Below are 13,298 nucleotides of genomic sequence, written 5' to 3'. Positions count from 1 at the left end.
TTATCCAATCACGTTTGCAGGCACACCTGCTACTTTTCTATTTTTCGGAACATCCTTGATAACAACGGCTCCGGCCCCAACAATACTTCCTGTCCCAATCTGAATGCCTTGAATAACTACAGCACCAGCGCCAACGAATGCACCTTCTTCAATATGCACACCACCGGAAAGAGTTACCCCTGGCGCTATGTGTACATGGTCATTAATCTTGCAATCATGATCAATAGAGGCTCGTGTATTTACAATAACATTACTGCTTATATGTACATCTGCTTGCACGACAGCGCCAGCCATTATTTGAGCGCCTTCACCAATGACTGCTCGAGGGGATATGATCGCAGTTGGATGAATAACACATGCAAAACAGTATCCCCGCTCTTTATAAAAACAGAATAATTTCTTTCGGATTGAATTATTGCCGACTGCACCGATCCCATTTACTAGTACCAAATCTTTGGGAGAAAATTTTTCGATCTCTGCATCATGACCTAGATACGGAATTCCCCATATGCTAGCTTGGGACTGGAGGTCCGTGAATCCCAAGATATTGTGACCCTGTAAAATTAACGTATCCAACAATACTTTGGCATGTCCACCGCCACCAAGTACAATTACAGGCTTCATTCCTGAATCAACTCATCTTGTTCGTAATCTTTACTTGCGACTTTCCCAATCAAATCCCAGATTCGAATCGGAGGAATACCTGTTCCTGGTCGTTTTGCAGTTAGATTGTCGATTGTCAATATTTCACCTTTTTGAATACTACATGCTGCAACCAAGCTCTTGCGGGCGATGAATTTGTTTTTTTGTTCCGAAGGTGTAGGCATTTTATACGCTTTACCCAGCGATAGCTCCACTTGCCGAATCGAATCAATCATTTGCTTGAGTTCTGCCCCCTCTAGGGAAGCCTGATGATCAGGGCCTGGCAAAGTTCTATCCAGCGTAAAATGCTTCTCAATGACCTGTGCACCTCTAGCCACAGCAGCAATCGGAACAGCTATTCCAGGGGTATGATCGGAAAAGCCTACTGGAAGATGAAAGGCTGCAGACAAGGTATCCATTGACCTCAAGTTCACATCGACATATGGTGCCGGATATTCAGTTGTACAATGAAGTAACGTTACTTTTTCACGGAGAACTTGTTGCCCCTCTTCACTTGCATACGCCTCTTGAAACCCTCTGATAGATGGTGCCTGCGAGAAACGTAAGTAGCCAAAAGCCAGAACTCCTAGAGCCTCTTCGATTTCCCCCAGATTAGACATTCCAGTAGAGAGGATAATAGGTAGCCCCGTTAGAGCTGCTTTTAATAAAAGCGGTGCATTTGTTATTTCTCCCGAAGGTAGCTTAAGTAAATCTACACCGATTTCCTCAGCCAACAGGTCTACGCTTTCAAAATCGAACGGGGTGGACAAAAATTTAATGTTACGTTGTTTACAAGTTTCTACGAGTTCTTGATGCATTTCCAACGACAATTCCAATTTCTGCACCATTTCTAATTGCGACTCTTCAATATCGGTCGTTCTCTTCTGATAATCGGCTTTTTCCGCATGTTTACTTATAATACTTTTGGCCCTAAACGTCTGGAATTTTACTGCATCAGCACCTGCTTCTGCAGCACAATAGACGAGCTCTTTAGCCATTTCCAAAGATCCATTGTGATTTACACCAGCTTCGGCAATAATGAATGTCTTCGTCATAATAGTACCTCCTAGAGCTGTTTGAACACCTCTACTAATCCTCGATGTCAAAAAAAGTTTTATGCAGCAAATTGTCCAAGCTTACTTCTTTCAGTACATTTTTCACTTTCGCCGAAACATATTCCTTACCGTAAGGAGACTCCATACTCTGTAGCTTTTCCTGGAACTCGCTAGAGAGAGCTTGTCTAATGGCTGAAATAATGGATTCTTTTTGTTCTACGCAATCAATAACGGATTCCGCGCGAATCCTCCCTTTTTGGCGATCCCCGATATTAACTGTACCCTTCTGAAAAAAAGGCACTTCGATAATGCCGCTTGAAGAATTTCCAATTACGGCATCTACATGTTGCAGTGCGCTTAAATAACGTAATTGTCCAAGAGAAGTAAACGAAACACATCTGGAAGAATTATTCTCCACGTATCTATCGATCATGTCACAAATAACGCGCCCCCCCATATCCGCATTTGGCTTTGTGAATATGCAAGTTGCATCAGAAAAATGATCAAGTGCTTGTAAAAGCTCCAGCATTGCAGATTCAGAATGATTCTTCTGCAATGTAACGGGATGATAAGTAATGAGAAAGCTTGGCTTGCTTAAAGCAAAATCGATAGACTTTTCAAAGGCTTCCTTATTCAGAAGCGGTAATTTTCGTATATTATCAAGCCCGATTGCACCCACGTTAAACACTCGATCTGGATTCTCACCTAGTTGAATAACTCTTTTTCTGTATTCATCTGCTGCTACAAAGTGTAGTTGCGACATTTTGGTCACGGCGTGTCTTATCGATTCGTCAATGACTCCTTCTGTTGTTTCCCCTCCATGCAAATGAGCGATGGGAATTCTTGCAATCATTGCAGCTTGAGCCGCAGCCAAAATTTCAAAACGATCCCCAAGCAGTACGACCAGATCAGGTCTCAGGCGTTCATACGCCTGTGAAAACCCAATTGTCCCTATGCCAACCGAAGTTGCAATTCCGACCGAGGTATCGCTGGATAAAAGCATTTCAATTTTTTCGTCAATAGCAAAACCATCCTGCTCTATCGAGCGATACGTCAAACCAAATTCAGGAGATAAATGCATGCCAGTTACAATAATCTGTAATTGCAAATCTGTGTCTTCTTGTATTTCTTTCATAAGATGATACAACAGGCCATATTCGGCACGTGTACCTGTAACTACACAAAGTTTACGTCGTGACATAACTAGCCCCCAGATTAGAGCTGCTTGGAATATTTATGATTCTTTCTTCGAGCTGTTTTGCTACCGCGATATCCATCTTCGGAGCATCCTTATACATTGGCAATTCGTGAAGCAGTTTCCAGGCCGGACGAGTCATCAATCCTTGTTCGTTTGTCATTTCCAGCAATTGATCGCGACTTTTCACCAGCTCAGGCGATAGCAAAAGCACATGTAACCAGTAATTACTCGTCGCTAATTGCGGCTCATGAAAGAATGTGATTTCAGGAATAGACGCAAATACCTGTGCATATTTTTGTGCCAGTGCCCTTTTCCGCTCAATAAACGTTGGCAACTGTTCTAATTGCGCGCATCCTAATGCTGCATTGAGGTTTGGCAGACGATAATTGTAACCGATTTGGTCATGTTCAAAGGCCCATTTATGCGGCATTTTCGCAGTCGTTGTTATATGCTTTGCGTATTTGCCTAAAGCCTCATCGTTCGTTAATATTGCTCCTCCTCCACCAGTCGTAATTACTTTATTTCCATTAAAACTGAGGGCCGACACACGTCCCCAATTTCCTGTATGAATCCCTTTGTAATAGGAACCTAGTGATTCAGCTGCGTCCTCTACAAGTTCGAGATGAAACCTCTCGCATACATCTATCAGTTCATCTAATTCAACAGGATGCCCAAATGTATGCATAGGAACGATAGCTTTTATTCTTTTGCCAGTTTTTTTATTAAAGCACTCCTTGCCCCTTACCTCTGCAATTTCAAGTAAATAATCATTTAATTTCTTGGGATCTACACCAAGAGTAGTAAAACTGCTATCGATAAAATGGGGAGTCGCCCCACAATAGGCAATCGCATTAGCGGTAGCAATAAACGTGAGAGCCGGCATTAATACTTCATCTTCCGGCTCTACTCCAACTAATTTCAGACATATATGCAAAGCGGCCGTGCCATTCATTACGGCCACAGCTCGCTTCACCCCCGTATATTCTTGTAGCTTCTCTTCAAACTGATCTACGTATTTCCCTACTGACGATACCCATCCAGTATCTATACACTCTTTCACATACTTCCACTCATTCCCTTGAAAGCATGGCTCATGCAGAGGAATAAACTTGTCCGCAAAATGGGTGACTTCTTTCAGTTTGGCGACTATTTGTTCCAGCGAGGTTAGCTGACTCATAGGTTATAAATCCCTGCCTTATATTGGGATAGATGAACGGGATTAGTGAACCACTCGATTGTTTCACTTAGTCCCCGTTTGAAGCCTTCTACTCCCCCATATTCGGGGTGCCATCCAGCTAATCGCTTCGCCTTCGAATTATCAGCCCATAACCGCTCTACTTCGCTCTTCTCCGGACGAATACGCTGGTTGTCTGTCTCAATGTGTATTTCTGCACCCATTAATTCTGCAATAAATTGTACTGTCTGACCGATTGAAACCTCGTAATTACTTCCTATATTTATTACTTCTCCAATGGAACTGTCTGATTGAGCAACCGACAGAAACCCTTTAACGGTATCTTTCACATAATTGAAGTCTCTTGTTGGCGAAAGCGAGCCAAGTTGAATGTTTTTCTGTCCATTGGCAATTTGTGTGATAACTGTAGGAATCACCGCACGAGCTGACTGCCTAGGACCATACGTGTTAAAAGGACGGATAATGGATACTGGCAAATCAAACGAGCTAAAGAAAGACATCGCCATCTGGTCAGCACCAATTTTACTCGCGGAATAAGGAGATTGTCCTTGAAGTGGATGCTCTTCAGTAATCGGGACAAAACGAGCAGTACCATAAACTTCACTGGTTGAAGTGTGTACTACTTTTTCCACGTTTAATTCTCGAGCAGCTTGAAGTATATTCAATGTACCTTTTATGTTCGTGTCCACATACGTTTCTGGAGAATGATAAGAATATGGAATCGCAATTAAGGCAGCCAAATGAAGAACAACATCGCATCCCTTCATTGCTTGTTTAACACCATAGGGATCACGAATGTCCCCGGCAAATACCTCAATTCCTTTCAATATTTCTTTCGGTAAATGATCGAGCCATCCCCATGAATTAAATGAATTGTAATAAACGAAAGCTTTTACATCATGACCTTGACGTACTAGTTCTTCTGTTAAATGTGAGCCAATGAAACCATCTGCTCCTGTTACTAGAATTTTTTTGTTTTTCAAATCCATAAAATCATCTCCGTATCAAGTTGCGCTGCCTTCCCCAATCACTTTCTCGTACATATCTTCTAGCAATCTTTTAATTGCGATACTGTCATTTTTAGTGGCAAACAAATAGTTTTTAAACTGATCGATAACTCTGCGTGCTTTCATCACGGTATCTGAATAAGACCGTACCTCATCAAACATCTTGAGTATTAAATTAAACTCAATATAATTCATGGATTGAACGATTCTTAGGTAGTACTTATTTCTTTGCAAGCGATCAAAGAGCTTATCAAATTTGTTAAAACACAAATCAAGCTGTCGGGAATTTTGACTAGAGATGTAATGCTCCATCTCATCAAACAACTCTTCAAATCGCTTGAAAACAACTTCTAGTTCCGTACTTTCTTTTGTCATTGTTTTCACAGTCATCTTGAAATGTTCCAAGTCGTAAGAAAACGTATCATTAATTAAATCTATCCAATCGTGTTGAACAATCCCCGTTGTACTTAGTCTTTCACGAATGACGGTTTCCAAGGGTGAGAAGACTGTTCCTTCGATATGAGCCCCTTCTTTTGTGGAATTGATGATATCTGGATGTGAGACGCGTTCGATCAACTGCTCCATCTCATCTTTCATAGACAAGAAGAGCTTACTGGTGTATGTGTCTTTCCCTTCAACATCCTTTACAACAATAGCCTGCTCTTTTCTCCAATCAGTCAACTCAGTTTCCGTATAATTGATACCTTTTGCATATATTTCATTTCCACGAAAGGCAAGGTTGATACCCACTAAAATAATCGGTGAAAATTGAATATGGCTCAAAACTTGTAGTGTTAAGGTCGCAATACTTCCAAATCTATCAATGTAATGGAATGTGTTATCGTCATTTCGTTTAATAAACATGTCCATGATGTAATCGTCACGAACCAAGAAGTTCGCCATTTTACCATGATAATTATTAACGGTTTCAAAACCCATTGTACTACCAAACACTAAGGGAACATTATCGATTTTGCTATCAATCACTTTTTCAAACACCTTGGAGTTCAATGCACTACCATCATAAGCAAAAGTCGCATCCGGTGTAATACCAGCATTAATCAATTGGTTAATGGCTGAACCTACGGAAAAAATGTATGCAAGTCCATTTTCTTTGATGTAGCGCAAGTTCTCAAACTCATCGTTCAAGGATGGACCTGCCCCCACAATGATGGCTGGCTTATCTTTAAAATGTCCTCCATGGCCATCTAAAATATTTGGGGTTTTCATAATATGAGGCATGTTGAACAAGCCATTGATTGCCATCCTTTTCGCAAAGACTTGACCTGTTAACAATCTGTTACGCGCCTCATAGACAACATCTCTAAATGTATCAATAAAAGCTTTCGTTTGCTCTGCAAAAATTCTCTCGTAGCTGGGATGAACGACCACATATACTTCTTTATCTTGCAAATGCGTAAACTGCGATAATTGGCTCTTCACATCTTCTGCCCGTACCTCTAGCATCAAATGGACAAGCTTTTTCGAAGGACCCCAATCCTCTAGCGATCTACTTTCCACTAACTTTGAAAAAATAGCAGCGTTAGGCTCGTAAATGGAAAACATGGCCGATGGATGCAATTGTATAAATTCATCAATGTGATAACCGAGACCGACACCATAAAACAGGACATGGCGATCTCCGATATCTTCGAGAGTTTGAATAAAGCGTTGTGCTTCTTGTACCGGATTGTATTTGCTGTGTATATAGTTCCATCCAGAATTGATCTGGACAGCGATCGTGCTTCCACCTGTTTTCGTTTCTTCCACACGTACTTTTTCATTCTCATTTCGATCATATTTCTGAAAGTTGTCCCAGAGCTGCGGGTAGAACTTTTTCAAACACGTTAGGTTATCAATTTGCATCATGCTGGCCCACCTCATGCATGGAGAGTTCACCAATTCCTTGATGCAATGCTTCATATTTCGTAATGATTTCATATTGAATAATATCTGCAATCATCGTATGGTCTTGTTGCATAACAGCGGTATTCAAGTCTTCAAGCTGTTGCGTAAAAACAAAGCTATCAACAAAATCAAGGTCAGCGTAATATTGTGAAGAGTTCTGTATCCACTGTACACCCTCGATCATTTGAGATAATTTTGTCCACTCCTCTGAAGAAGGGCTACCAGAATAGAACGCCTCAACAACCCCTGGGAGTATCGTTAGCGCTCTGCTCACATACTCACGAATGGAGATAAGCGTTTCTTTTGCAAGTTGCTCTTTTGTCATCAAAATCAGCTCAATAACTTGAATCGATTCCTTCTCGGATAAAAACTCTTCAAAATGATCGTAAATTTCCTCTCCATCCACGTTCATCCCACAGAAAACCATTGAGCTTTCAGCAATAATTTGGTTTATAAAAGATATAATAGAAGTAACGGTTTGTTGATCTTGTATATGAAACTCTTGTTTATTCGCAATAATTTTCATAAGTGCCTCCTTAATGTCAGTCATTATGTATATCGGAAACTTTTAGACGTTCAATTATATGATAAAGATGGAAATAAAAAAAAGCACGACTTCTGCAAAGAAGTCCGTGCTTTTTTAAAGGAGAAAAGATTAACGCAGCAATTGCAGAACACCTTGTGGCAATTGGTTTGCTTGTGCCAACATTGCTTGAGAAGCTTGAGTCAGAATGTTGTTCTTAGTGAACGCCATTTGCTCTTTCGCCATATCTACGTCACGAATACGAGATTCAGCAGCAGTCAGGTTCTCAGCAGTGATGTTCAGGTTGTTGATTGTGTTTTCCAGACGGTTTTGGTTCGCACCCAGGTAAGAACGAGCTGCGGAAACTTGGTTGATCGCAGCATCGATGCTACCCAATACGCTCTTAGCTCCGCCTTGGGAACCGATTTTCCATTTTTTAACCATATCCTCAACGGATTTCAGGTCAAATTTGGAAGTAACGAGAGTCAAAGATTGTGCTTTTTCTTGACCAATTTGCAAATCGATGTCTTTGCCACCGTTTCCATCCAGCAAAGAGATGCTGTTGAATTTGGTGTTGGACATGATGTTTGTTACCTCTTTAGTCAACTCATCCAACTCTTCTTGCAGACGGGAACGGTCAGTAGAATCTTGGTAAGTACCGTTTGCAGATTGAGTAGCGATTTCTTTAACGCGAACGAGCATGTTGTTAACTGTTTGCAATGCACCCTCAGCAACTTGGATCAGAGAGATACCATCTTGGGAGTTGCGGGAAGCTTGTTCCATACCACGAACTTGTGCGCGCATACGCTCGGAGATGGAGAGACCAGCAGCGTCGTCAGCAGCACGGTTGATGCGGTAGCCGGAAGACAGTTTCTCAACGTTTTTGGAAAGGTTACCGGAGTTTACACCCAGTTGACGGTGAGTGTTCATTGCGGACATATTGTGTTGGATAATCATGTAAAGTTCCTCCTTGAGTTGTCGACAGTCACGTCCCTGTGACTGTTGCAATATTTTGAGACGATTCACAATCGCGCGCTTGTGACTTTGTCCCTACACTATAGTTATCGGTTGGGAGCATTTGTGTGTTTAGTGTTTTTTCTACTTTTTTCTGCAAAAAAAGAAAAAAGATGATCTACTGACCATCTTTTTTCTCCTTGCTTGTTTGAAAAAGCTGCTTCACAGCAGCCCAATCACTCTGATTCTTCGTAGCAAGCCGATTCTCTTCCTGAATGGCTTCAAAAATCTCTTTTCTATGCACATCCAAATTACGCGGTGCTTCGATGCCAAGTTTGATCTGATCTCCATCAATGGAAATGATTTTAATTTCGATGGTGTCTCCAATCATGATCGATTCATTTTTCTTTCGAGAAAGGACGAGCATGCAAACACCACCTACTTTCTGTTGACAGCTTGTTGCTCGAACAACGGCTGACGAATGGAGTATATATCTTCCTGTATAATGACCTGCCTTCCCATCCGATTCGACAGGTTGACAACAATTGGAGCCTTTAGGTTTACTGTTGCTTGATTGTTTCCCCGGATTGTAACGATAGAAAACACTCCGATTGGCGAGTCCTCTTCCACTCGTAATGCTTCTTTTGCTACATTGGATAGTTCAAACTTGTAGTCAGGGAAAAAGGAAAAAGGATCAATGACCCAAAAACCAATATCCTTCTCTTCTGTCGATTGAATCAGAAAAAAGGGACTATCCTCTTCTTGCATCAACTGAAAAAACTGCAAATGAGAAAACCCCGGGATGCCATCCTCAAAAAAAAGCCTACCTAATTCAATCTGTTGACTTCCACTCATGTTTTCCCCTCGCTTACATCATTTGATCCAGTTGACTTCCTGTCACGCTAATCTTCAGGCTATTATATTGTATCATATAAGGCTCTACCTTACCCGGAGTATAGGAAAGTTCCGGAGGTCTTGATACAGGGTCAATGCTCATGCCATTCCGCGTGACATGGATGGACACCGGGTGTACCTGAAAATTAATATCAACACCCTCATCATTAGATGTTGACGGTGGTCTGTACCCGCCCTCTAATACTTTTAAGCCTTTTTCTCTGCCAATTTCCGCGATCGCATTCTCTTTTGTGTAAATTTTCATCATACGGTCGCCATCTTGACTTTTCTCAGCGATCGCCTGTAACCATTTCTCCCGCCCATACGCTGCGTTCTTGTCACTAAACTGCATCGAGGTCATGATGCCGATGTTTGCGCGTGCCTGGCTAGAATCGATCTGTAGCTCGATCTTTCCTTGTTCAACATTGAGCTCTGCGGGCTTTTGGCTAAGGTTCATTTCCGCTTGAGGCTGCTTGATTTCCTGTATCGGTTTTCGGATATTTAGGCCAAGTTGCGCAAAAGTACTTTCCATGCGTATTTGTGGAATCTGCATCACGCCATCCTCCTACTCTCTATCTCAAAAAGTCTAGCAGAGTTGGTTGAATAATGCGGGCTCCAGAACCGAGTGCTGCTGAATGTACACTTTCCTGCGTTTTTAGATCGGTCATAACTTCAGCCATATCAGCATCTTCATTCTTCGACATTAATCCCGTAATGCTTACTTCTTGGGAATTGAGCCTCTCCGCAATTAAGTCCACACGATTCACACTAGCACCTAATGATGCTCGCTCGGCTAAGAGCTTATCATACTGCTGATCTAATCCTCCAATAAATTGGGAAGCAGATCTTCCGTTATTCAGTTCAGTCATAATGTTATCAAGCAATTTAAACATATTATTTGCATTGTCAGGGAAATTAAAAATGTTTTGGGCATTGATATTCGATGTAACAAATACATTTTGACTCACTTCTAAATTAATGGGAGAACTATTTGTACTTACAAAATCTCCTTTACCGCCGTTTGCATTTGGATCATAGGGAGCTTTATTTGTATCAGTTCCCGCAAAGATATACTTTCCATTTATTTGCTGGTTAGCAAGAGTTCCTAAATGATTCTTCAGTTCCTGAACTTCGGATCCCATTGTTTTCAAGTCGTCAGGCGAAATGGCGCCATCCCCAGAGTAAACTAACAGTTCCTTGATACGCTTCATGACGCTACCCACTTCATCCATGGTATTGTCTGTCATGTCCATCCAAGACTGTGCTTCATTCACATTCCGCTTATACTGGTCATTCTCCATCAGCGAAGAGCGGTAAAACATTCCACGCGCCGCTACGACTGGATCATCAGAAGGTTTCTCAATTTTTCTTCCAGAAGACAATTGATCCTGCAAACTATCCATATTCCGCATCGATTTATGCAAATTCCGCAGCATATTACTATTCAGCATGTTCTGCGTTACACGTACTGCCATAATCTATTCCCTCCTAATTAGAGGCCCACTCGGCCCATGCCGTTGATGACTTTGTCTAAGATCTCGTCCATGCTTGTCATGACGCGAGCAGAGGCACTGTATGCATGCTGGTATTTCACCATTTCTGCCATCTCGTCATCGATCGATACGCCAGATACAGATTGACGCTGGCTATCTACGGTACCGACGAGCATTTCGGAGTTTAATTGGTTACGCTCAGCTTCTTGGGCGTCAACACCCAATTGGCTAATCGTATAACGATAGTAATTATCTAATGTAGAGCTTTCTGCCAAATCGTTTGGTCCTGCACCCGCAGCCAACACCTTGAACTTGATCGAAGCGATGGCGAGAGCGCTCTTGTTATTCCCTACAGGAGTGCCGCCTGCTTCTGCTTGTGCTGCCGCAATCGCATCCAAGCTCTTCATAATTTCTGGATTAATTACAATCCCAGATGCACTTGTTGGATAGTTTTTGGATGCCGGATTAGCAGCCAGTGAGTTCGCATCTACGAAGAATGGCAGATCCTGTACAGTGCCATTGTTAATATCACTCAAGCTTCGACCTGCCCGATGCAGATCATTGATTTCCTTCGTCAGATTCACAGCCAAAACATCCAAGCGTTTCAGCATGTTCGGTACGATCTGATCACGAGATTGGATCGTTCCTGCCATGTAGCCAGTTGTCGGCACAAATGCCGCTCCGCCCAGCGTCATGTCACTCAGGCCCGTAGCTGGATTCTGTACAGTAGCTACTGGCTGCGATGTAATTCCAGTAACAAATTCACGACCTTCAATGGTCACGTTTACCATACCAGCTGTTGATTGAGTTGCACGAACCTCCACCAGTTTGGAGAGCTTATCCAACAATACGTCACGTTGGTCATAGAGATCGTTTGGCTGATAACCATGCGGTACAACGTTAGCAATCTGATTATTCAAGCTAGCAATCTGTTGGCCCAAGGAGTTTATCTCCATGGCTTTTACGTTAACCACATTGTTGAGATCTGTTTGTACTTCTTGAATATGTTTCGTTAGCGTATTGAATGTATCCGCTACTGCCTTGCTTCGTTCCCGAACAACTGCCCGAGCAGATGTATCTGTCGGATCTTTGGCCAAGTCCTGCCATGCTTGCCACATTTGGTCCATGACCTTTTGCAAGCCAGTGTCAGAAGGCTCGTTCATGATCCCTTCTAATTTCTCCAACGTTTCCAAACGACCATCCCAGTAGCCTTGGCGTTTGTATTCGTTCCGATACTGAATATCCAAAAACTCTTCTCGCAGACGCTGAATACTAGTAGCTTGCACACCGGTACCGAGCAAGCCTGGCTCTATACTTGCCTGCATCCCCACATAAGGCAAACCATTCGTAGCCTGCATATTCACGCGCTGGCGGCTGTACCCTTCCGTATTCGCATTGGAGATATTGTGTCCCGTTGTATTTAGCGCGGACTGTTGAGCGAACAAGCCGCGTTTGCTGACTTCAATTCCATGAAAAGTAGAGCGCATTTCGACACCTCTTTACGCTTTTTTATTGAAAAAAGTTCGATTAGCCTGACGATACGTATCCGAGGTCGGCCTTCCGTAGATGAAGTCGTCCTCGGGCGTATCCGTGATCAGATCGAGCGTCATGTTTACAAAAGAAAGGGATTGCTCCAGTAACTGCTGATTCAGGTCGTTAGCATCGCGCAGTTCGGTCACAATCCGGCTTAGCTCATTACGACAGGAAGTGAGTCGCATTTTCTCTTCCGCACTGGTCGTCAACTTGATCAATTCAGCCAGTGTGCCTTCTTGCAGCGCAAAGCCCTTCTGTGCTGTCAGTTCTTTTACGACTTGCTGGCGGCCTGCTTCAGCTTCTGTGACGCCCTTGATCAGTTTTTGCTCCTGGCGTGTAATGGCTATAAGTTCATCCACATTCCCTCTTACCAGCACTTCTTTCTTGTGCATGGCTAAGGTGTACAAGGCTTTGTGCAACTGGATCAAGTTGTCGAGCAGATCGTAGAGTCTGTTCATTCCTTGCTTCTCCTCATCTTCCATCGAAAACTATTTAAAGAGGCTGTTCAAAAAGCCCTCTCTAGATCTGTGTTACAGCTTTTTCCAAAAGGACAGGAGCTTATCAGCGATCCGCTCACTTGAGACGTGATATTTTCCTTCCTCCACTTGCTTCTTCAACTGCTCCACTTTTTCCCGACGTTGTGGAGAGTTGACATCTTCTACTTGCTTTTGCATTTCTAGCGCTTCTGTGGAAATGTTTACTTCATCCTTGCCCATCGGGATTTTGCCACTTTTGCCTACCTGGTTGTTACCTGTCTTGTTGTAAGCATTGATCATCCCGACACGGTTAGGTTCATTAATCCGCATCTGATTACCATCCTCTCATACCAACGGTCTTTTCATAGAAAAAACCGATGACACCTCTTAGTAGTATCATCGGCAATTTCATGATGTACG

Annotated in this window: 15 protein-coding genes; all 15 read right to left on the bottom strand. The window is 42.6% G+C overall.

Annotation, left to right across the window (positions count from 1 at the left end):
- The gene (locus ACFVS2_RS30830; protein WP_390240234.1) at positions 1 to 624 is read right to left on the bottom strand and encodes an acetyltransferase; all 624 of its coding nucleotides are present in this window, start codon (positions 622 to 624) and stop codon (positions 1 to 3) included.
- On the bottom strand, positions 621 to 1,697 hold the full coding sequence (neuB, locus tag ACFVS2_RS30825) for an N-acetylneuraminate synthase (RefSeq protein ID WP_390240232.1): 1,077 nt from the start codon (positions 1,695 to 1,697) through the stop codon (positions 621 to 623). The genes ACFVS2_RS30830 and neuB overlap by 4 nt, the downstream gene beginning before the upstream one ends.
- Before the next feature lie 34 nt (positions 1,698 to 1,731).
- Positions 1,732 to 2,898, bottom strand: coding sequence for a UDP-N-acetylglucosamine 2-epimerase (gene neuC, locus ACFVS2_RS30820; RefSeq protein ID WP_390240231.1), 1,167 nt, complete (start codon positions 2,896 to 2,898; stop codon positions 1,732 to 1,734).
- Positions 2,885 to 4,072 (bottom strand): LegC family aminotransferase, encoded by a 1,188-nt coding sequence (locus tag ACFVS2_RS30815; protein ID WP_390240230.1) that lies wholly within the window; start codon positions 4,070 to 4,072, stop codon positions 2,885 to 2,887. Before ACFVS2_RS30815 ends, neuC begins: the two co-directional genes overlap by 14 nt.
- Positions 4,069 to 5,079, bottom strand: a complete 1,011-nt coding sequence (locus ACFVS2_RS30810) for an NAD-dependent 4,6-dehydratase LegB (RefSeq protein WP_390240229.1) — start codon at positions 5,077 to 5,079, stop codon at positions 4,069 to 4,071. The genes ACFVS2_RS30815 and ACFVS2_RS30810 overlap by 4 nt, the downstream gene beginning before the upstream one ends.
- A 15-nt stretch (positions 5,080 to 5,094) precedes the next feature.
- A complete protein-coding gene (locus ACFVS2_RS30805; protein ID WP_390240228.1) occupies positions 5,095 to 6,966 on the bottom strand; it encodes a motility associated factor glycosyltransferase family protein in 1,872 nt (623 codons plus the stop codon).
- Positions 6,953 to 7,531, bottom strand: a complete 579-nt coding sequence (locus tag ACFVS2_RS30800; protein WP_390240227.1) for a hypothetical protein — start codon at positions 7,529 to 7,531, stop codon at positions 6,953 to 6,955. Before ACFVS2_RS30800 ends, ACFVS2_RS30805 begins: the two co-directional genes overlap by 14 nt.
- Before the next feature lie 129 nt (positions 7,532 to 7,660).
- Positions 7,661 to 8,485 carry a flagellin N-terminal helical domain-containing protein gene (locus ACFVS2_RS30795; RefSeq protein WP_390240226.1) on the bottom strand — a complete coding sequence of 275 codons (825 nt, stop codon included), beginning with the start codon at positions 8,483 to 8,485 and terminating at the stop codon, positions 7,661 to 7,663.
- Positions 8,486 to 8,660: 175 nt separating this feature from the next.
- Complete coding sequence (gene csrA, locus ACFVS2_RS30790) at positions 8,661 to 8,909, bottom strand: carbon storage regulator CsrA (RefSeq protein ID WP_390240225.1); 249 nt, start codon at positions 8,907 to 8,909, stop codon at positions 8,661 to 8,663.
- A gap of 11 nt (positions 8,910 to 8,920) precedes the next feature.
- Positions 8,921 to 9,337, bottom strand: coding sequence for a flagellar assembly protein FliW (gene fliW / locus ACFVS2_RS30785; protein ID WP_390240224.1), 417 nt, complete (start codon positions 9,335 to 9,337; stop codon positions 8,921 to 8,923).
- A 13-nt stretch (positions 9,338 to 9,350) separates the two neighbouring features.
- Positions 9,351 to 9,929, bottom strand: coding sequence for a DUF6470 family protein (locus tag ACFVS2_RS30780; RefSeq protein WP_390240223.1), 579 nt, complete (start codon positions 9,927 to 9,929; stop codon positions 9,351 to 9,353).
- A gap of 19 nt (positions 9,930 to 9,948) precedes the next feature.
- Positions 9,949 to 10,851: a flagellar hook-associated protein FlgL gene (gene flgL / locus ACFVS2_RS30775; RefSeq protein WP_390240221.1), complete on the bottom strand. Its 903-nt coding sequence runs from the start codon at positions 10,849 to 10,851 to the stop codon at positions 9,949 to 9,951.
- A gap of 17 nt (positions 10,852 to 10,868) precedes the next feature.
- Positions 10,869 to 12,356 (bottom strand): flagellar hook-associated protein FlgK, encoded by a 1,488-nt coding sequence (gene flgK, locus ACFVS2_RS30770; protein ID WP_390240219.1) that lies wholly within the window; start codon positions 12,354 to 12,356, stop codon positions 10,869 to 10,871.
- A 12-nt stretch (positions 12,357 to 12,368) separates the two neighbouring features.
- The gene (locus ACFVS2_RS30765; RefSeq protein WP_390240217.1) at positions 12,369 to 12,860 is read right to left on the bottom strand and encodes a flagellar protein FlgN; all 492 of its coding nucleotides are present in this window, start codon (positions 12,858 to 12,860) and stop codon (positions 12,369 to 12,371) included.
- A gap of 72 nt (positions 12,861 to 12,932) precedes the next feature.
- The gene (flgM, locus tag ACFVS2_RS30760; RefSeq protein ID WP_016742371.1) at positions 12,933 to 13,208 is read right to left on the bottom strand and encodes a flagellar biosynthesis anti-sigma factor FlgM; all 276 of its coding nucleotides are present in this window, start codon (positions 13,206 to 13,208) and stop codon (positions 12,933 to 12,935) included.
- Positions 13,209 to 13,298: the final 90 nt, after the last annotated feature.

This window comes from Brevibacillus sp. NPDC058079 (assembly GCF_042885155.1).
GTDB lineage: Bacteria > Bacillota > Bacilli > Brevibacillales > Brevibacillaceae > Brevibacillus.
Note: the sequence above shows the minus strand (reverse complement) of the source record. Positions and strands in the feature narration are given on the sequence as shown.

Coding starts and splice junctions, on each gene's coding strand:
- ACFVS2_RS30830 (WP_390240234.1), bottom strand. CDS start 624: ATGAAGCCTGTAATTGTACTTGGTGGCGGTGGACATGCCAAAGTATTG.
- neuB (WP_390240232.1), bottom strand. CDS start 1,697: ATGACGAAGACATTCATTATTGCCGAAGCTGGTGTAAATCACAATGGA.
- neuC (WP_390240231.1), bottom strand. CDS start 2,898: ATGTCACGACGTAAACTTTGTGTAGTTACAGGTACACGTGCCGAATAT.
- ACFVS2_RS30815 (WP_390240230.1), bottom strand. CDS start 4,072: ATGAGTCAGCTAACCTCGCTGGAACAAATAGTCGCCAAACTGAAAGAA.
- ACFVS2_RS30810 (WP_390240229.1), bottom strand. CDS start 5,079: ATGGATTTGAAAAACAAAAAAATTCTAGTAACAGGAGCAGATGGTTTC.
- ACFVS2_RS30805 (WP_390240228.1), bottom strand. CDS start 6,966: ATGATGCAAATTGATAACCTAACGTGTTTGAAAAAGTTCTACCCGCAG.
- ACFVS2_RS30800 (WP_390240227.1), bottom strand. CDS start 7,531: ATGAAAATTATTGCGAATAAACAAGAGTTTCATATACAAGATCAACAA.
- ACFVS2_RS30795 (WP_390240226.1), bottom strand. CDS start 8,485: ATGATTATCCAACACAATATGTCCGCAATGAACACTCACCGTCAACTG.
- csrA (WP_390240225.1), bottom strand. CDS start 8,909: ATGCTCGTCCTTTCTCGAAAGAAAAATGAATCGATCATGATTGGAGAC.
- fliW (WP_390240224.1), bottom strand. CDS start 9,337: ATGAGTGGAAGTCAACAGATTGAATTAGGTAGGCTTTTTTTTGAGGAT.
- ACFVS2_RS30780 (WP_390240223.1), bottom strand. CDS start 9,929: ATGCAGATTCCACAAATACGCATGGAAAGTACTTTTGCGCAACTTGGC.
- flgL (WP_390240221.1), bottom strand. CDS start 10,851: ATGGCAGTACGTGTAACGCAGAACATGCTGAATAGTAATATGCTGCGG.
- flgK (WP_390240219.1), bottom strand. CDS start 12,356: ATGCGCTCTACTTTTCATGGAATTGAAGTCAGCAAACGCGGCTTGTTC.
- ACFVS2_RS30765 (WP_390240217.1), bottom strand. CDS start 12,860: ATGAACAGACTCTACGATCTGCTCGACAACTTGATCCAGTTGCACAAA.
- flgM (WP_016742371.1), bottom strand. CDS start 13,208: ATGCGGATTAATGAACCTAACCGTGTCGGGATGATCAATGCTTACAAC.